This is a genomic window from Streptomyces sp. NPDC043427 (assembly GCF_056436655.1).
This window is the reverse complement of sequence record NZ_JBWKCC010000033.1, coordinates 104,742-122,229: the sequence shown is the minus strand read 5'-3', so window position 1 is coordinate 122,229 and position 17,488 is coordinate 104,742. Positions and strand designations below refer to the sequence as shown.

Annotated in this window: 14 protein-coding genes and 2 tRNA genes; 5 read left to right on the top strand and 11 right to left on the bottom strand. The window is 68.3% G+C overall.

Annotated elements, in window-relative coordinates; genetic code table 11:
• Positions 1-160: 160 nt before the first annotated feature.
• Positions 161-2,785, bottom strand: coding sequence for a valine--tRNA ligase (locus AC067M_RS37500; protein WP_478701492.1), 2,625 nt, complete (start codon positions 2,783-2,785; stop codon positions 161-163).
• Between the two features lie 136 nt (positions 2,786-2,921).
• Between AC067M_RS37500 and AC067M_RS37495 the strand changes: the two genes are divergently transcribed.
• Positions 2,922-3,944 (top strand): hypothetical protein, encoded by a 1,023-nt coding sequence (locus AC067M_RS37495; protein WP_478701491.1) that lies wholly within the window; start codon positions 2,922-2,924, stop codon positions 3,942-3,944.
• A gap of 86 nt (positions 3,945-4,030) precedes the next feature.
• On the opposite strand, the gene clpX is transcribed toward AC067M_RS37495, so the two are convergent.
• The 5 genes from clpX to AC067M_RS37470 form a co-directional block, all read right to left on the bottom strand.
• The gene (clpX, locus tag AC067M_RS37490) at positions 4,031-5,320 is read right to left on the bottom strand and encodes an ATP-dependent Clp protease ATP-binding subunit ClpX (RefSeq protein ID WP_037675920.1); all 1,290 of its coding nucleotides are present in this window, start codon (positions 5,318-5,320) and stop codon (positions 4,031-4,033) included.
• A gap of 182 nt (positions 5,321-5,502) precedes the next feature.
• Positions 5,503-6,183 (bottom strand): ATP-dependent Clp protease proteolytic subunit, encoded by a 681-nt coding sequence (locus tag AC067M_RS37485; RefSeq protein WP_478701490.1) that lies wholly within the window; start codon positions 6,181-6,183, stop codon positions 5,503-5,505.
• A gap of 69 nt (positions 6,184-6,252) precedes the next feature.
• On the bottom strand, positions 6,253-6,858 hold the full coding sequence (locus AC067M_RS37480) for an ATP-dependent Clp protease proteolytic subunit (RefSeq protein WP_478701500.1): 606 nt from the start codon (positions 6,856-6,858) through the stop codon (positions 6,253-6,255).
• A 336-nt stretch (positions 6,859-7,194) separates the two neighbouring features.
• Positions 7,195-8,592, bottom strand: a complete 1,398-nt coding sequence (tig, locus tag AC067M_RS37475; protein ID WP_478701489.1) for a trigger factor — start codon at positions 8,590-8,592, stop codon at positions 7,195-7,197.
• A 204-nt stretch (positions 8,593-8,796) separates the two neighbouring features.
• Positions 8,797-8,873, bottom strand: a tRNA-Pro gene (locus AC067M_RS37470).
• Positions 8,874-9,036: 163 nt separating this feature from the next.
• Here AC067M_RS37470 and AC067M_RS37465 point away from each other — a divergent pair.
• Positions 9,037-9,107: transfer RNA gene (locus tag AC067M_RS37465), tRNA-Gly, on the top strand.
• 94 nt (positions 9,108-9,201) lie between these two features.
• On the opposite strand, the gene AC067M_RS37460 is transcribed toward AC067M_RS37465, so the two are convergent.
• On the bottom strand, positions 9,202-9,396 hold the full coding sequence (locus AC067M_RS37460) for a hypothetical protein (RefSeq protein ID WP_478701488.1): 195 nt from the start codon (positions 9,394-9,396) through the stop codon (positions 9,202-9,204).
• A 661-nt stretch (positions 9,397-10,057) separates the two neighbouring features.
• On the opposite strand from AC067M_RS37460, the gene AC067M_RS37455 reads away from it, so the two are divergent.
• A complete protein-coding gene (locus AC067M_RS37455) occupies positions 10,058-11,173 on the top strand; it encodes an acyltransferase family protein (RefSeq protein WP_478701487.1) in 1,116 nt (371 codons plus the stop codon).
• A gap of 15 nt (positions 11,174-11,188) precedes the next feature.
• Here AC067M_RS37455 and AC067M_RS37450 read toward each other — a convergent pair whose 3' ends face one another.
• Together AC067M_RS37450 and AC067M_RS37445 are read right to left on the bottom strand one after the other, a co-directional pair.
• Positions 11,189-11,713 (bottom strand): HD domain-containing protein, encoded by a 525-nt coding sequence (locus AC067M_RS37450; RefSeq protein ID WP_478701486.1) that lies wholly within the window; start codon positions 11,711-11,713, stop codon positions 11,189-11,191.
• 29 nt (positions 11,714-11,742) lie between these two features.
• Positions 11,743-12,924, bottom strand: a complete 1,182-nt coding sequence (locus tag AC067M_RS37445; protein WP_478701485.1) for a SpoIIE family protein phosphatase — start codon at positions 12,922-12,924, stop codon at positions 11,743-11,745.
• A gap of 163 nt (positions 12,925-13,087) precedes the next feature.
• On the opposite strand from AC067M_RS37445, the gene AC067M_RS37440 reads away from it, so the two are divergent.
• On the top strand, positions 13,088-14,338 hold the full coding sequence (locus tag AC067M_RS37440) for a GNAT family N-acetyltransferase (protein ID WP_478701484.1): 1,251 nt from the start codon (positions 13,088-13,090) through the stop codon (positions 14,336-14,338).
• A 41-nt stretch (positions 14,339-14,379) separates the two neighbouring features.
• On the opposite strand, the gene AC067M_RS37435 is transcribed toward AC067M_RS37440, so the two are convergent.
• Entirely contained in the window at positions 14,380-15,186 is an 807-nt protein-coding gene (locus tag AC067M_RS37435; protein WP_478701483.1) for an Fpg/Nei family DNA glycosylase, read from the bottom strand.
• Between the two features lie 68 nt (positions 15,187-15,254).
• The gene (locus AC067M_RS37430) at positions 15,255-15,740 is read right to left on the bottom strand and encodes a ribose-5-phosphate isomerase (protein ID WP_478701482.1); all 486 of its coding nucleotides are present in this window, start codon (positions 15,738-15,740) and stop codon (positions 15,255-15,257) included.
• Positions 15,741-15,946: 206 nt separating this feature from the next.
• Between AC067M_RS37430 and AC067M_RS37425 the strand changes: the two genes are divergently transcribed.
• Positions 15,947-17,431, top strand: a complete 1,485-nt coding sequence (locus AC067M_RS37425) for an amino acid permease (RefSeq protein ID WP_478701481.1) — start codon at positions 15,947-15,949, stop codon at positions 17,429-17,431.
• Positions 17,432-17,488 lie beyond the last annotated feature (57 nt).

Sequence of the window (17,488 nt, the reverse complement as noted above, 5' to 3'; positions counted from 1 at the left end):
CCCCCCCCCCCCCCCCCCCCCCCCCCCCCCCCCCCCCCCCCCCCCCCCGCCACCCCCCCCCCCCCCCCCCCCCCCCCCCCCCCCCCCCCCCTCCCCCCTTCTCTCCCCCCCCCCCCCCCCCCCCCCCCCCCCCCCCCCGCTTGCCCCCCGGGCTGCGCGCTCACGCCTGCGGCAGCCGCTCCAGCTGCGCCAGGATCCGTGTGATGTCCTCGTCCGCCTTGGCGAGCCGCCCGCGGATCTTGTCCACCACGTTCTCCGGCGCCTTCGCGAGGAACGCCTCGTTCCCCAGCTTCGCCGTGGCCTGCGCCTTCTCCTTCTCCGCGGCCGCCAGATCCTTCGCCAGCCGCTTGCGCTCCGCGGCGACGTCGATCGTGCCGGAGAGGTCCAGCGCGACCGTCGCCCCGGCGACCGGCAGGGTCGCCGTCGCCGAGAAGCTCTCGCCCTCGGGCTGGAGGCGCAGCAGCTGGCGGATGGCCGCCTCGTGGGGGGCCAGCGCCGTGCCGCCCAGCTCCAGACGGGCCGGAACCCGCTGGCCGGGCTGAAGGCCCTGGTCGGCGCGGAAGCGGCGGACCTCGGTGATGACGGACTGGAGCGTCTCGATCTCGCGCTCGGCGTCGGCGTCCCGGAAGCCACTGTCCTTCGGCCACTCGGCGATGACGACGGACTCGCCGCCGGTCAGCGTGGTCCACAGCGTCTCGGTGACGAACGGGACGACCGGGTGCAGGAGCTTGAGCGTCACGTCGAGGACCTCGCCCAGGACCCGCTTGCTGACCTCGGCGGCTTCACCGCCGGCGGCGAACGTGGTCTTCGACAGCTCGACGTACCAGTCGAACACCTCGTCCCACGCGAAGTGGAACAGCGCGTCGGAGAGCTTGGCGAACTGGTAGTCCTCGTAGAACGCGTCGACTTCGGCGACAACGGAGTTGAGGCGGGACAGGATCCACCGGTCGGTCGCCGCCATCGCGGACGCGTCCGGCAGCGGGCCCTCGATCGTCGCGCCGTTCATCAGCGCGAAGCGGGTCGCGTTCCAGATCTTGTTGGCGAAGTTGCGGGAACCCTGGACCCAGTCCTCGCCGATCGGGACATCGACACCGGGGTTGGCGCCGCGGGCGAGCGTGAACCTCAGTGCGTCGCTGCCGTACTTGTCCATCCAGTCCAGCGGGTTGACCGCGTTGCCGAAGGACTTCGACATCTTCTTGCCGAACTGGTCGCGGACCATGCCGTGCAGGGCGATGGTGTGGAACGGCGGGGTGCCGTCCATCGCGTACAGGCCGAACATCATCATCCTGGCGACCCAGAAGAAGAGGATGTCGTAGCCGGTGACCAGGACGGAGTTCGGGTAGAACTTCGCGAGCGACTCGGTCTGTTCGGGCCAGCCGAGCGTGGAGAACGGCCACAGGCCGGAGGAGAACCAGGTGTCGAGGACGTCGGTGTCCTGACGCCAGCCCTCGCCGCTCGGCGGCTGCTCGTCGGGGCCGACGCAGACGACCTCACCCTCGGGGCCGTACCAGACCGGGATGCGGTGGCCCCACCACAACTGCCGCGAGATGCACCAGTCGTGGAGGTTGTCGACCCAGTCGAAGTACCGCTTCTCCATCTCCTGCGGATGGATCTTGACCTTGCCCTCGCGGACGGCGTCACCGGCCGCCTTCGCCAGCGGGCCGACCTTGACCCACCACTGCATGGACAGGCGCGGCTCGATGGTGGTCTTGCAACGCGAGCAGTGGCCGACGCTGTGGACGTACGGCCGCTTCTCGGCGACGATCCGGCCCTCGGCGCGCAGGGCCGCGACGATCGCCGACCGGGCCTCGAGCCGGTCCTGGCCCTGGAAGGGGCCGTGGGCGGTGATGACGGCGTGCTCGTCCATGACGGTGAGGGACGGCAGGTTGTGGCGCTGGCCGATCTCGAAGTCGTTCGGGTCGTGCGCCGGGGTGACCTTGACGGCGCCGGTGCCGAACTCGGGGTCGACGTGCTCGTCGGCGACAACCGGGATGGAGCGGTCGGTCAGCGGCAGCTTGATCAGCTTGCCGACCAGGTGCTTGTACCGCTCGTCCTCGGGGTGAACGGCGACGGCCGTGTCACCGAGCATGGTCTCGGCGCGGGTGGTGGCGACGACGAGCGTCTCGTCACCCTCGCCGTACTTGATGGAGACGAGCTCGCCGTCGTCGTCCTGGTACTCCACCTCGATGTCGGAGATGGCCGTCAGGCAGCGCGGGCACCAGTTGATGATGCGCTCGGCGCGGTAGATCAGCTCGTCGTCGTAGAGCCGCTTGAAGATGGTCTGGACGGCCTGGGAAAGGCCCTCGTCCATGGTGAAGCGCTCACGCGACCACGCGACACCGTCTCCCAGGCGGCGCATCTGGCCGGAGATCTGCCCACCGGACTCGCCCTTCCACTGCCAGACACGCTCGACGAACGCCTCACGGCCCAGGTCGTGGCGGGACTTGCCCTCCTTGCCGAGCTCGCGCTCGACGACGTTCTGGGTCGCGATGCCGGCGTGGTCCATGCCGGGCTGCCACAGCGTCTCGTAACCCTGCATCCGCTTCCGGCGGGTGAGGGCGTCGATCAGCGTGTGCTCGAAGGCGTGCCCGAGGTGCAGGCTGCCCGTGACGTTCGGCGGCGGGATGACGATGGTGTACGGAGGCTTGTCGCTCTTCTCGTCCGCCTCGAAGTAACCACGCTCTACCCAGCGCTCGTACAGCGGCCCCTCTACGTCGGCCGGCGCGTACTGGGTCGGCAGTTCGGTGTCGGGCGCTGGTGGCTGCTGCTGAGCGTTCTCGGTCACGGGCTCAGTTTAGAGGTGTCACGGCACAGTCCCGAAACGCGTTTGTTCTGTAACGGGCCCACCCCCGATGGCATGCGCACGCTGCGTCTGCGCCAGGATGTCTGAAACACATAAGCATCTGGAGGGGAACCCAGAAATGAGTCACAACCAGCCGGGCCCGTACGGCGGGCAGCCCCAGCAGCCCGGACCGTACGGCCAGCCGGGCCCCTACGGCCAGCCGCCGCAGGCCCCTCAGCCCGGCTACGGCTACCCCCAGCAGCCCCCTCCTGCCCAGCCCGGCTACGGCTACCCGCAGCAGTCCCCGCAGGGCGCCCCTCCGCAGCAGCCGAACCCGTACGGCCAGCAGCAGCCGTACGGACAGCAGCCCACGCCGCCCTACGGCCAGGCCCCGTACGGCCAGCCCCAGTACGGCGTGCCCCAGCCGCCGGCGCCGGGTGGCGGGAAGAAGAAGACCGGTCTGATCATCGGCGCGGTCGCCGTCGTGGCCGCGATCGGTGTGGGCGCGTACTTCGTGATCGGCGGGGGCGGCGGGGGCGGCGGCCTGTCGGACGACGGCGCACACAAGCTGGACACGCCGGCGACGGTGCTCAGCGAGTACAAGCGGGTCGGCAAGGGCGGCGAGAGCACGGACGCGGACACCGTGAAGTACCTGGAGACCAGCGGCGTCAAGAACGGCAAGGCCGTCATCGGGCAGTACTCCACTGCCGACTTCGGCGACTACGACCCGCAGAACCCCGACCCCGAGGACATCCCCAGCAAGAGCGAGCTGCTCACGGCCAGGGGCGTGACCATGGTGGGCGGTTACGGCGAGATCGCGGACCCCGAGACGGCCCTGGACAAGTACTTCGCCGCGATCCAGAAGCAGATCGAGGCCAGCAACTCCAGCTCGTCCGGCTCTTCTTCCAGCAGCACGGAGTCCCAGACCAAGCTGGTCGGCCAGCCCGAGGAGGCCGACATCGACGGCGCGGTCATGAAGTGCCAGGCGGCCGAGGGCACCAACAACCTCACCAAGAAGAAGTCGACCGACTGGTTCTGCGTGTGGTCCGACTACAGCACGATCGCCATGGTCTCCCCCGGTGACAACACCAAGAGCATCACCAAGGAGTCCGCGATCGACATCACCACGAAGATGCGCGAGGAAGTCCGCGTGAAGGCCTGACGCCTCAACTGCACGGCACCTCAACTGCACGGCGAAGGGGCCCCGGTCGGTCGACCGGGGCCCCTTCGCTGGTGCACGTGCGGCGGTTACGCCGTCTTCTGCTCGCCCGGGCCCCGGCCGTTGCGGGCGTCGCGGGGGATCAGGGTCGGGTTCACGTTGGAGTGGACGACGTCGGCGGTGATGACGACGCGGGCCACGTCCTTGCGGGACGGGACCTCGTACATCACCGACATCAGGACCTCTTCCATGATGGCGCGCAGACCGCGCGCGCCGGTCTGGCGGAGGATGGCCTGATCGGCGATGGCCTCCAGGGCCTCACGCTCGAAGTCCAGCTCCACGCCGTCGAGCTCGAAGAGGCGCTGGTACTGCTTCACCAGCGCGTTGCGGGGCTCGACGAGGATCTGGAGGAGGGCCTCGCGGTCTAGGTTGTGGACCGAGGTGATGACGGGGAGGCGGCCGATGAACTCGGGGATCATGCCGAACTTGACCAGGTCCTCGGGCATGACGTCCTCGAACTGGTCCTTGGCCTCCAGTTCGCGCTTGGAGCGGATCGTCGCACCGAAGCCGATGCCCTTGGCGCCGGCCCGGGACTCGATGATCTTCTCCAGGCCCGAGAAGGCACCGCCCACGATGAACAGGACGTTCGTCGTGTCGATCTGGATGAACTCCTGGTGCGGGTGCTTGCGGCCGCCCTGGGGCGGCACCGAGGCCGTGGTGCCCTCCAGGATCTTCAGCAGGGCCTGCTGTACGCCCTCGCCGCTGACGTCACGCGTGATCGACGGGTTCTCACTCTTGCGCGCGACCTTGTCGATCTCGTCGATGTAGATGATCCCGGTCTCGGCCTTCTTGACGTCGTAGTCGGCCGCCTGGATCAGCTTGAGCAGGATGTTCTCGACGTCCTCGCCGACGTACCCCGCCTCCGTGAGCGCCGTCGCGTCGGCGATGGCGAACGGGACGTTCAGCATGCGCGCGAGCGTCTGTGCGAGGAGGGTCTTGCCGGAGCCCGTGGGGCCCAGCAGGAGGATGTTGGACTTCGCCAACTCGATGGCGTCCTCGCGGCTTTGACCGCCGCCGTTCTCACCGGCCTGGACCCGCTTGTAGTGGTTGTACACCGCGACGGAGAGGGCCTTCTTGGCCGCCTCCTGGCCGACCACGTAGCCCTCGAGGAACTCGTAGATCTCGCGGGGCTTCGGGAGTTCCTCCCAGCGGACCTCGCTCGTCTCCGCGAGTTCTTCCTCGATGATCTCGTTGCAGAGGTCGATGCACTCGTCGCAGATGTACACACCGGGCCCTGCGATGAGCTTCTTGACCTGCTTCTGGCTCTTGCCGCAGAACGAGCACTTGAGCAGATCGCCGCCGTCACCGATGCGTGCCACGGTGTGCTTCCCCTTCGCCTGGGAGACGCCTAGGTCCAGCGGCTCCTGGTGCTGCCTTATGTCCGACGGTACCTTGCCTGGCCCCCCGTTCGGGCCCCCCTTGGCACGGTTCACTTTGACGTGCACCTTGTCGGGCACGTGCCGAGCCGCGCCAAGGGCGGCAGATACTGCGCGCGTCCGCGTCAGCGGACGTCGGCGTTGTTCATCTTCCGGGTGGAGATGATCTGGTCGATCAGGCCGTACGACAGGGCGTCCTCGGCCGTGAGGATCTTGTCGCGCTCGATGTCCTCGCGGATCTTCTCGATCGGCGTGGTGGAGTGCTTGGCCAGCATCTCCTCGAGCTGCGCACGCATCCGCAGGATCTCGTTGGCGGCGATCTCCAGGTCGGAGACCTGACCCCGGCCCGTCTCACTGTACGGCTGGTGGATCAGCACGCGCGCGTTGGGCAGCGCCATCCGCTTGCCCGGCGTACCGGCGGCGAGCAGGATGGCGGCGGCGGAGGCCGCCTGGCCCATGCAGACCGTCTGGATGTCGGGCTTGACGAACTGCATCGTGTCGTAGATCGCCGTGAGCGCCGTGAAGGAGCCGCCGGGGCTGTTGATGTAGACCGAGATGTCCCGGTCGGGGTCCATCGACTCCAGGCACAGCAGCTGCGCCATGACGTCGTTGGCGGAGGCGTCGTCGATCTGCACACCGAGGAAGATCACGCGCTCCTCGAAGAGCTTCGCGTACGGGTCGTACTCGCGAATGCCCTGCGAGGTGCGCTCCACGAAGCGCGGGATGACGTAACGGGACTCGGCCATGGGACCCGTGTATTCGGCGCTCGTACGGTCGTACAGGCTGCTGCCGGGGAAGTCGTTCACTGTCTGTCTCCTAGGGGCTGAGGCGGTCGGCTGGGGGCTGTGCTGGGGCGTTTCAGCCCTCTGCTGGGGTCAGGCCCCGGTACCGCCGCCGCCCGGCATGCCTGCGGCCGTTTCCATCACTTCGTCGATGAGGCCGTAGTCCTTGGCCTCATGCGCGTCGAACCAGCGGTCGCGGTCCGAGTCACGGGTGATCTGCTCAATGGTCTGACCCGTGTGCTGGGCCGTGAGCTCGGCCATGCGCTTCTTGGTGTGCAGCAGCCGCTCGGCGTGGATCTTGATGTCGGAGGCCGAGCCCGCCAGGCCCGCGGAGGGCTGGTGGATCAGGATCTCGGCGTTCGGCAGCGCGAAGCGCTTGCCCGGCGTGCCCGCGCTCAGCAGGAACTGTCCCATCGAGGCGGCGAGGCCCATGGCGATGGTCACCACGTCGTTCTTGATGTACTGCATGGTGTCGTAGATCGCCATGCCGGCGGTGATCGAGCCGCCGGGGCTGTTGATGTACAGGAAGATGTCCTTGTCCGGGTCGGCGGCAAGGAGCAGCAGCTGCGCGGTGATCTTGTTGGCAATGTCGTCGTCGACCGGCTGGCCGAGGAAGATGATCCGCTCGTTGAGCAGCCGGTTGTAGACCTGGTCGCCGAGCCCACCACCGATGGAAGGCTCGCCGGCGGCGGAGGGCATCAGATTCGTCACGTATCCACCTGCTCGTCTTACGACGGCGCCGGGCCGTCTCACGTTTCCCTGCGGGGCTGGAGCCGTTCGGGGACTCCACTGCCCTCGTATTCATGGACCCTAACGCGCGCGTCCCTTCGGGGAATCCCGGAGAGGGGACTGTTCGCCGGGGGCGTAGCGAGGGGGTGCCTCTGCGTCGTGGGCCACCGCGGGTCCGCAGTGGCTGATCGCGCAGTTCCCCGCGCCCCTGGGCGCTGCCCCTGGCGTACGACGAGGGGCCCCGGAGCTGATTGCCCCAGGGCCCCTCGTACCTATGTCAGCCCTATGTCAGCGGTGACGCGAGGATCAGGCGTCGGCCTTCTCGTCGCCCTCGCCCTTGTCCTCGGCCTGCGCCTCGGCGGCGGTGGTCTCCTCGGCGGAGCCCTCCTCCTCCTCGTCGTCCAGGTCGATGACCTCGCCGTTGGTGTCCTTCACCGTGGCGGACTCGACGACCAGGGCCAGGGCCTTGCCGCGAGCGACCTCGCCGACGAGGAGGGGCACCTGGCCGCCCTCGACGACGGCCTGGGCGAACTGGTCGGGGGACATGCCGGAGGAGGCGGCACGGCGCATGAGGTGCTCGGTGAGCTCCTCCTGGTTGACGTTGAGCTTCTCCCGCTTGACCAGCTCGTCGAGGACGAACTGGGTCTTGATGCCCTTGACCGCGGCCTCACGGGTCTCGGTCTCGAACTCCTCGGCGGTCTTGCCCTGGATCTCCAGGTACTTCGCCAGGTCGAGGCCCATCTGGCCGAGCTGGTGGTGCTCCAGGTTGTGCTTGCGGGTGTTGACCTCGTCCTCGAGCAGCTTCTCGGGGACCGGGACCTCGACCAGCTCGAGCAGCTTCTCCAGGACACGCTCCTGGGCCTGCGTGGCCTGGTCGTACTGCTTCATGTTCTCCAGGCGCTTGCGGCTGTCGGCCTTCAGCTCCTCGAGGGTGTCGAACTCGGACGCGAGCTGCGCGAACTCGTCGTCGAGCTCGGGGAGCTCCCGGGCGGCGACCTGGGTGACCTTGACGGTGACCTCGGCCTCCTTGCCGGCCGCCGAGCCGCCCTTGAGCTCGGAGGTGAAGGTGGCCTCGCCACCGGCCTCCAGGCCCTTCACGGCGTCGTCGATGCCGTCGAGCAGCTCGCCGGAGCCGATGGTGTACGAGACACCCTCGGCGACGCCGTCCTCGAGGACCTCGCCGTCGACCTTGGCCTGCAGGTCGACCGTGACGGTGTCGCCGTCCTCGGCGGCGCGCTCGACCGGGGAGGTCGAGGCGAAGCGCTCGCGGAGCTGCTCGACCGACTTCTCGAGGTCCTCGTCGGTGACCTCGACGGCGTCGACCTCGACCTCGATTCCGGAGTAGTCCGGGATCTCGAGGGACGGGCGGATGTCGACCTCGGCGGTGAAGTTCAGCGTCTCGCCGTCCTTCAGCTCGGTGATGTCGACCTCGGGCTGGCCCAGGACGTCGATCTCGGCCTCGTTGACCGCCTCCGTGTAGAACTTCGGAAGGGCGTCGTTGACGGCCTCCTCCAGCACGGCGCCACGGCCGAACCGCTGGTCGATGACCCGGGCGGGGATCTTGCCCTTGCGGAAGCCCTTCACCGTGACCTGCTGGTTGATCTTCTTGTACGCCGCGTCGAGGCTGTCCTTGAGCTCCTCGAAGGGCACCTCGACAGTGAGCCGAACCCGAGTCGGGTTCAGGGTCTCCACGGCGCTCTTCACGGTTCGGTCTCCTTGTGGCTGACTTCTTGGTTTCTGCCGGGGCCAGACTGGTCCGGCGGATTTCGCCGCCCGGAGGACTTCCAGTGGAGTACTTCCAGTGGACGAGACACACGGGCGCGCAGCTTGCATAGTAACCGCAGCCACGGAACGCCCCAAAGGCGATCAAGCGAGGTGATCGCGTGGGTGACCGGTATGGCCGGTCGATGGTCGGGGTGGCGGGATTTGAACCCACGGCCTTCCGCTCCCAAAGCGGACGCGCTACCAAGCTGCGCCACACCCCGTCTGGTGCGACACGTAGGGTACATGCCCGCAGGCAGTGAGGCCGCCGCATTTGGCGAGCACCGGGCGCACTCCGGCGCGTGCGGGAATGCGGTGTGCGACGAGCGGGGTCGACCCGCTACGATGCCTGCAGTGCCGCGGTCACCGAGCCGTGGCGCGCTGTGTGCGGGCGTAGCTCAATGGTAGAGCCCTAGTCTTCCAAACTAGCTACGCGGGTTCGATTCCCGTCGCCCGCTCTGTACGACTCGGGGCCGGGTCGGAGGTCAGTCCTCCGACCCGGCCCCGAGTCGTTTCCGTGCGTGCTGCGCCCGGGGCGACCGCCGGTGGGTGTCAGAAGCTGATCGAGTTGATCGTTTCCGCTAGCGAGTTGAGGAAGCGGTTGATTGACGGGGCCATGCCCGTCGAGGCGAGGAAGAAGCCGAAGAGGATGGCGACGATGGCGGGTCCCGCCTTGATCGACCCACCTCTGATCAGCACCACCAGGATGATCGCCAACAGCAGCACCACTGACAGAGAAATGGCCACAACTGATCACACCCTAGGTCGGTCCGCTCTCCCGGCCCGGGGATGCCCAGCCAGCACACCCCCGCCAGAACCATCGTGCCACCAACCCGGCTCGCATATGCGGCCCGTGACGCATCGTTGGTCACACTCTCACCGGATCCGGCCGCGCCGGCCGGTGACAGGGAACTGTTCGGGGACTCAACTGCGGTGTGCCGCACATTAATTCGACCGTGCACCCGCACAGGGAATTAACAGGGATCCTTTCCATGTCCACACATCGCGTTCGCAGGTAATTCGAATTGCGGACATGGCCACATCGGGGACACATCGCCCGCTGGTCTTATGCACCAATTAGTCAGGATGAATCGCGACATCAAGGGCGCCCATGGGGGCCTGGATCGGCGGCAGGCAGTGTGTGGGCCATCACCCCGACAACGGGATCGAGTTTGTTAAGACGGGGTACCCGAGACCGATAACCATGAATTGCGCAGGGCGTTTTACGGAAAGCCACGGACAACGCTAGGGTGCCTCAGATGTTCCACGCCGCCTCGCCCCCCACACACGCAACGAGGTCTCGGATCTTCTCCCCGGAGACGGGGTGGGAGGATCTGTGACGAACTCGCTACAGCCCAACGGCCGCAACAGAGCGCCACTCCCCCCACAGCACTCCTCGACATCAGGAGTGCCCACTCCACGCTCACCCCAAAACCCACAGAAGCAGAACAAGCAGAACAAACAGCGCGACTCGTTCTTCGACAACGCCAAGTACCTGGCGATCGTGCTGGTGGCCATCGGCCACGCCTGGGAGCCCCTGAAGGACGACAGCCGGGTTCTGCAGGCCACGTACATGTTCGTGTACGCCTTCCACATGCCGGCGTTCATCGTCATCTCCGGCTTCTTCTCACGGAGTTTCGACGCCAGCCCGAGCCGAGTGAAGCGGCTGGTCACCGGTGTCGCCGTGCCGTACATCGTCTTCGAGACGGCCTACCCGCTCTTCAAGCGCGTCGTCGACGACGCGCCGGACCAGGACATCAGCCTTCTCGACCCGTGGTACCTGACCTGGTTCCTGTGCGCGCTGTTCGTGTGGCGGCTGACCACGCCCCTGTGGAAGACGGTCCGTTGGCCGCTGCCGCTCGCGCTCGGCATCGCCATGCTGGCGTCGGCCACACCGAACATCGGTGACGACCTCGACCTCCAGCGTGTCCTGCAGTTCCTGCCGTTCTTCGTGCTGGGTCTGACCATGAAGCCCGAGCACTTCCGGCTGGTGCGCCGCCGTTCCGCGCGCATCGCGGCCGTGCCGGTGTTCGCGGTCGCGCTGGCCTTCGCCTGGTGGGCGGTGCCGCGGATGAACGCGGGGTGGTTCTACCACCGTGACTCCGCGCAGGAGTTGAACTCGCCCTGGTGGGTCGGGCCGGTCATGGTCCTCGCGATGTTCGGCTGCTCGCTCGTGCTGACCGCGTGCTTCTTCGCATGGGTGCCGGGGCGCCGGATGTGGTTCACGGCGCTGGGCGCGGGCACCCTGTACGGCTACCTGCTGCACGGGTTCCTGGTGAAGGGCGGCGACTACACCGGCTGGTTCGACCAGGACTGGCTGCACCGGCCGCTCGGTGAGGTGTTCGTGACCGTGCTGGCGGGTGCGGTCGTCACGCTGCTGTGCACGAAGCCGGTCCAGCGGGTGTTCCGGTTCGCCATGGAGCCGAAGATGGACTGGGCCTTCAAGCGGGACGCCGCGGAGGTCGCGCGCGAGCGCGAGAAGACCGGAGCGGCCACTGAGCGCCGCGAGAAGGTCAACGCCTAGGGTCTATCGTTTGGATCAGGCCGGACCCACGAGTCCGGCATGATCCAAACGAGAGGCCCTAGGCGCGGAGCGGGTGTCCGGTGCTGTGACTCCGAGGAGTGCGCGCATCCGCGCGTACTTCTCGGTCAGGCGGTTGCGGGTCGGTTCGTCCAGGATCGCCAGGCGGTCCGGGTTCGCGTTGTGGGCGAGGTCCGCTTCCTTCACGAGCAGGGCGCCCGGGGTGTCGAGGATGCGGGCCGCGTAGGTTTCGGGGGATTCGCCGGTGCGCTTGGTGAGGGCGAGGACGATGTCCTTGGTACGGCGGGTGAGGGCCGCTTCCTCCAACCACCGCTCCGACAGGGCGTTGTCCTCGACGGAGTCGTGCAGCCAGGCCGCGGCGATCTGCTCGTCGTCGCCACCGCGCACGCGGACCCCTTCGGCCACGGCGTGGAGGTGTTCGGCGTAGGGGCGGCCCGCCTTGTCGGTTTGGCCGTGGTGAGCGGTGCGGGCGACGGCCTCGACTTCGGCGAGGGTGAGGGTGGTTCGGGGCGAGTCGGTCACACGGCCAGTGTCTCCTGGCACAGGCCGTTTCAGCGCATCGACATATGGGCCGTCGGCCCCTCGCGGCAGATCAGCAGCAGCGCCCGGTCGTCGTTGACGTCCTTCGCCACCGCCTCGATGAGGTGCCAGGCGGCGCCGTGGAAGCCGCCGGCGACATAGCGGTCGGCTTCACCGGTGAGGCGGTCGATGCCTTCGACGATGTCACGGTCGGAGGTCTCCACCAGCCCGTCCGTGAACAGCATCAACACGTCGCCGGGGCGCAGTGAGCCCTTCACCGGATCGAACTGGGCGCCGTCGTACACACCGAGCAGGGGCCCTTCGGCGGCCTTCTCCTCCCAGCGGCCGCTGCCCGCGCTGAGCTGCAGGCCCGGTGGATGACCGGCGGAGTACAGCTCGTAGTCGCCGGAGTCGAGGTCCAGGACCAGGTGGATGGAGGTCGCGAAGCCCTCGTCCCAGTCCTGGCGCAGGAGGTAGCCGTTCGCGGCCGGGAGGAAGGCGTGGGGCGGCAGCGAGCCCAGCAGGCCCCCGAACGCGCCGGACAGCAGCAGCGCGCGCGATCCCGCGTCCATGCCCTTGCCGGACACGTCCGTGAGGACGACCTCCAGGGTGCGCCCGCCGTTCGTGCAGGCCGCGACAACGAAGTCACCGGAGAACGACTGACCCCCCGCCGGCCGCAGCGCCATCTCGCGGTGCCAGCCCTGCGGCAGTTGCGGCAGCTTGCTCTGCACCCGGATGCGTTCGCGCAGGTCGAAGAGCATCGTGCCGCCCCGCCGCCAGGGCACACCGACCCGGCTGCGGAACTGCGCGATCAGCAGGCCGAAGAACCCGCAGGCGGCCACGACCAGCACGACGCCCGGGGTGACGCGCGAGGGCCCCTGTGTGTACGGGCCCAGCTGCACCGACTCCACGATCAGCGCCGTCGCCGCCGCCGCGTACAGGCCGAGCAGGCTGGCCGGGCGCAGCAGCAGGCCGCCGGCGACGATGGGGAGGACCAGCGCGGCCGGTGAGCACCACACCGAGTTGGCGAGTGTGGTGGCCGCGATGAGGGGGATGGTGATGAGCAGACCGGCCAGCGCGATCCAGTCCGAGCCGTCCCCGCGGAAGTAGTCGACTGCGCTTCTGCGCATGCCGGTTCGAGCCCGGTGCAGCTGGTGCTTCAACCGGGCCGTGAACGTGTCGGCCTCCGCGCGCCGCTCTCGTCCTGCTGCCATTAGTTCGGGACCCTATCCATCGGACCAGCTGCTTGGCACGGGAGGTCCCACTTGTCCCCCGTCCGAGTTTCAACTTCACAGTGAACTTCACGGAGCGCCGTCACACGGTCGCACCGGGAAAATTGCCTCGCTCGTCCCGACAAAGTGCTGGTAGGCATGGTGCATGGGGACTGAAGCGACCGACCTCGCCGCCGACCTGCGGGTCCTGCGGCCGGACGACTGGGACCAGTGGTACGACAACTTGCTCCGTGCCTTCGGCGGAGTCGCGGAGTCGTCGGAGGAGCGCGAGCTGTGGCGCGCGCTCACCGAGTTCGACCGCTCACTCGGGGCGTGGGACGGCGATGTGTGCGTGGGATCGGCCGGGGCGTTCAGCTTCCGGCTGACCGTGCCGGGCGGTGTCTCGGTGCCCGCGGCGGGCGTGACGATGGTGAGCGTGGCCGCGACGCACCGCAGACGCGGGGTACTGACGTCGATGATGCGGCGGCAACTGGACGACGTCCGCGCGTGGGGCTGGCCCCTCGCGGTGCTGACGGCGTCCGAGCCGGCCATCTACGGGCGGTTCGGGTACGGCGTCGCCACGCACCACGTGAACACCGAGGTCGACACCAGCCGGGTCCGGCTGACGGTGCCGCCCGGCACGGACGACGTACGCCTTCGCTACGCGGCACCCGCCGAGGTGCTCGACGCGTGCGAGGCGGTGTACGCGCGCAAGGTGTCCGAGCGGCCGGGGATGGTGGAGCGGCTGCCCGGCTGGGAGCAGCTCTTCCTGCTCGATCCGGAGAGCGAGAGGGGCGGGGCGTCACCGCTCCAGTGCGTGGTCGCGGAACGGGACGGCGAGGTCGTGGGCTACGTCCGGTTCCGGGTGAAACCGGCCTGGGACACCAACGGGCCCAACGGCAAAGTCGAGGTGAGTTCCACCGAGGCGCTCGACCCCGCGGCGCACGCGGCGCTGTGGCGGTTCCTGTTCGACATCGACCTGACGTCGACGCTCGTCGCACGCGGGCGGCCGACGGACGAGCCGTGGCTGCAGATGGTGTCCGACATCCGGCGGTGCGGGATTCGAGTGCGGGACGCGCTGCACGTGCGGCTGGTGGACCTGGGCGCCGCGCTGGAGGCGCGCACCTATCAGGCGCCGGTGGACGTGGTGTTCGAGGTCGAGGACGCCTTCTGCCCCTGGAACACGGGCCGGTGGCGGCTGAGCGGCGACACGAAGGGCGCCTCCTGCTCCCGTACGACGGATGCGGCCGATCTCGTCCTGTCGGTACGGGAATTGGGGGCGGCGTACCTGGGCGGTGTGAGCCTGGGCTCGCTGGCGGCGGCCGGGCGGGTGCGCGAGGTGCGGCCGGGGGCGCTGGCGGAGGCGTCGGTGGGGTTCGGGTCCTGGGTGGCACCCTGGCTGCCGCACATGTTCTGACGGGCCGGGACACGCCACCGACAAATGCACCTGCCCAAGCCCTACTGGTCCTCCTGGCAGGCCGGGCACCAGAAGAGGTTGCGGGCGGCGAGGTCGGCGGTGCGGATCTCGCCGCCACAGATGTGGCAGGGCAGGTTGGCCCTGCGGTAGACGTACACCTCGCCGCCGTGGTCGTCGACGCGCGGCGGGCGGCCCATCGCCTCCGGGGTGTGTTCCGGGCGGACTGTGTCGATGCGGTTGTGGCGCACGCCCTCGCGCATGAGAGCGACGAGGTCGGCCCACATCGCGTCCCACTCGGCCTGGGTGATGTCCTTGCCGGCCCGGTAGGGGTCGATGCGGTGTCGGAAGAGGACCTCGGCGCGGTAGACGTTGCCGACTCCGGCGATGACCTTCTGGTCCATCAGCAGGGCGGCGATCGTCGTACGGCTGCGCGAGATCCGGCGGTACGCGGCGTGTGGGTCGGCGTCCGGGCGGAGGGGGTCCGGACCGAGGCGGTCGTGTATCGCCTGCTTCTCGGCGGTCGTGATCAGGGCGCAGGTGGTGGGGCCGCGCAGGTCGACGTACGCGGTGTCGTTGGCGAGGCGGAGGCGGACGGTGTCCGTGGGCGGCGGCGCGGGGGCGGCGCCGAAGGTGACCTTGCCGAAGAGGCCGAGGTGGATGTGGATCCAGGACTCGGCGAAGCCCAGGAACAGGTGCTTGCCGTGGGCGTCGGCGGTGTGCAGGCGACTGCCGTCGAGGAGGGCGGCGGAGTCGGAGAACTTGCCCTGCGGACTGGTGACTCTGGCCGCGCCGGTGAAGCGGGTGGCGTAGTCCTGCGCGAGTCGGTGGATCGTGTGCCCCTCTGGCACCTGGCCTCTTCCTTTCCCACCCCACCCGCCCGTGACTGTCCGTCGCCGGGCGGGCCTCGAAGAACCGACTACTGCTGCGGGTGGTGCGCCGGGATCGGCGGGAGGTCGCCCTTCGTCTCGTACTCCGCCAGCATGTCGATGCGGCGGATGTGACGCTCGTCACCCGAGAACGGGGTGTTGAGGAAGGTCTCGACGAACGTCGTCGCCTCGTCCTGCGTGTGCATGCGCGCGCCGACCGCGACGACGTTGGCGTTGTTGTGCTGCCGGCCGAGCGAGGCGGTCTCCTCGCTCCAGGCCAGGGCCGCCCGGACGCCCTTCACCTTGTTCGCGGCGATCTGCTCGCCGTTGCCGGAGCCGCCGATGACGACACCGAGGGCGTCGGGGTCCGCGGCCGTCCGCTCCGCGGCGCGGAGGCAGAAGGGCGGGTAGTCGTCCTGGGCGTCGTAGATGTGGGGCCCGCAGTCGACAGGCTCATGGCCCGCTTCTTTGAGCCACTCCACGAGGTGGTTCTTGAGTTCGAAGCCGGCATGGTCGGAACCGAGATACACGCGCATGGTCCGAGTGTGACATGCGTGTTGCGGGGAAGCAGCCCAGGGTTCCATGTCTCGAAATGATGGGCCGTGGCGAGAAAGCTCAGGAAAACCTCAAGTAACGATCGTGAATCAAAGGTTCACGAAATCATTGGCCTCCGTTTCACTGGACCGACTCGTACACCGCTCGTACGGGAGACAGCTCACCCGGCGCAAAGGAAAACCGTCCCATGACTTCGCAGCCGACCCTGACGAAGGCCGGAAACGGCCCTGAAGGACCCAGAGGACCCGGCGATCCCGGTTCCGGACTCCAGGCAGGACTCAAGAACCGTCATCTGTCGATGATCGCCATCGGTGGTGTCATCGGCGCCGGCCTCTTCGTAGGCTCCAGCTCGGGCATCGCGACAGCGGGCCCCGGCATCCTCCTGTCGTACGCCCTCGTCGGCACGCTCGTGGTGCTGGTGATGCGGATGCTCGGCGAGATGTCCGCCGCGAACCCGACGTCGGGTTCCTTCTCGGCGCACGCCGACCGCGCGCTGGGCCGCTGGGCCGGTTTCTCCATCGGCTGGCTGTACTGGTTCTTCTGGGTCGTCGTGCTCGCGGTCGAGGCGACCGCCGGGGCCAAGATCCTCGAAGGGTGGATACCCGCCGTACCGCAGTGGGGCTGGGCGCTCATCGTGATGGTGGTCCTGACCGCCACCAACCTCGTCTCCGTCGGCTCCTACGGCGAGTTCGAGTTCTGGTTCGCCGGGATCAAGGTCGTGGCGATCGGTGCGTTCATCGTGGTCGGCGGGCTCGCGGTCTTCGGTGTGCTGCCGGGCGTCGACAGCGACAAGGCCGGACTCGGCAACCTCACCGACCACGGCGGCTTCCTGCCCAACGGGCCCGGTGCGATCCTCACCGGCGTCCTGCTCGTCGTCTTCTCCTTCATGGGCAGCGAGATCGCGACCCTCGCGGCCGGTGAGTCCGAGGACCCGCAGCGGGCGGTCACCAAGTCGACCAACAGCATCATCTGGCGTATCGGCGTCTTCTACCTCGGGTCGATCTTCGTCGTGGTCACCCTGCTGCCGTGGGACGACAAGTCGATCGCGGACCAGGGCTCGTACGTCGCCGCGCTGGACTCCCTCGGTATCGCGCACGCCGGTCAGATCATGAACTTCATCGTGTTGACGTCGGTGCTGTCCTGTCTGAACTCCGGCCTGTACACGGCCTCCCGTATGGCCTTCTCCCTCGGTGAGCGCGGTGACGCGCCGAAGGTGTTCGCGAAGACCACGTCCCGTGGTGTGCCGATGGCCGCGATCGTCTCGTCGGTCGTGTTCGGCTTCGTGGCCGTCTTCTTCAACTACAAGTTCCCGGACTCGGTCTTCCTCTTCCTGGTGAACTCCAGTGGTGCGGTCGCCCTGTTCGTGTGGCTGGTCATCTGTTTCTCGCAGCTACGGATGCGGAAGATCATCCAGGCCGAGGCGCCGGAGAAGCTGGTCGTGAAGATGTGGCTGTACCCGTACCTGACCTGGGCGACGGCCGCGCTGATCGTGTTCGTCCTCGGCTACATGCTCACGGACACGGAGCATGACGGGCGCGAGACGGTGCTGCTGTCGCTGCTTGTCGCGGGGGTGGTGCTGGTGATCGCCTTCGCGAAGGAGAAGCTCGGTTCGAAGGGCGAGGTCGCGCAGGCCGGGGCGGCGACCCAGGCCTCGGTCGAGGCGCGGGACTAGCGCGAACGGTTCGGCGGGGCCCTGCGGTGGGTGACACCGTGGGGCCCTTTGTCGTGG

Excerpts from the sequence above, each read along its gene's own strand:
- AC067M_RS37495 (WP_478701491.1), top strand. The coding sequence starts at position 2,922 with ATGAGTCACAACCAGCCGGGCCCGTACGGCGGGCAGCCCCAGCAGCCC.
- AC067M_RS37480 (WP_478701500.1), bottom strand. The coding sequence starts at position 6,858 with ATGCCCTCCGCCGCCGGCGAGCCTTCCATCGGTGGTGGGCTCGGCGAC.
- AC067M_RS37445 (WP_478701485.1), bottom strand. The coding sequence starts at position 12,924 with ATGGCAGCAGGACGAGAGCGGCGCGCGGAGGCCGACACGTTCACGGCC.
- AC067M_RS37440 (WP_478701484.1), top strand. The coding sequence starts at position 13,088 with ATGGGGACTGAAGCGACCGACCTCGCCGCCGACCTGCGGGTCCTGCGG.
- AC067M_RS37430 (WP_478701482.1), bottom strand. The coding sequence starts at position 15,740 with ATGCGCGTGTATCTCGGTTCCGACCATGCCGGCTTCGAACTCAAGAAC.
- AC067M_RS37425 (WP_478701481.1), top strand. The coding sequence starts at position 15,947 with ATGACTTCGCAGCCGACCCTGACGAAGGCCGGAAACGGCCCTGAAGGA.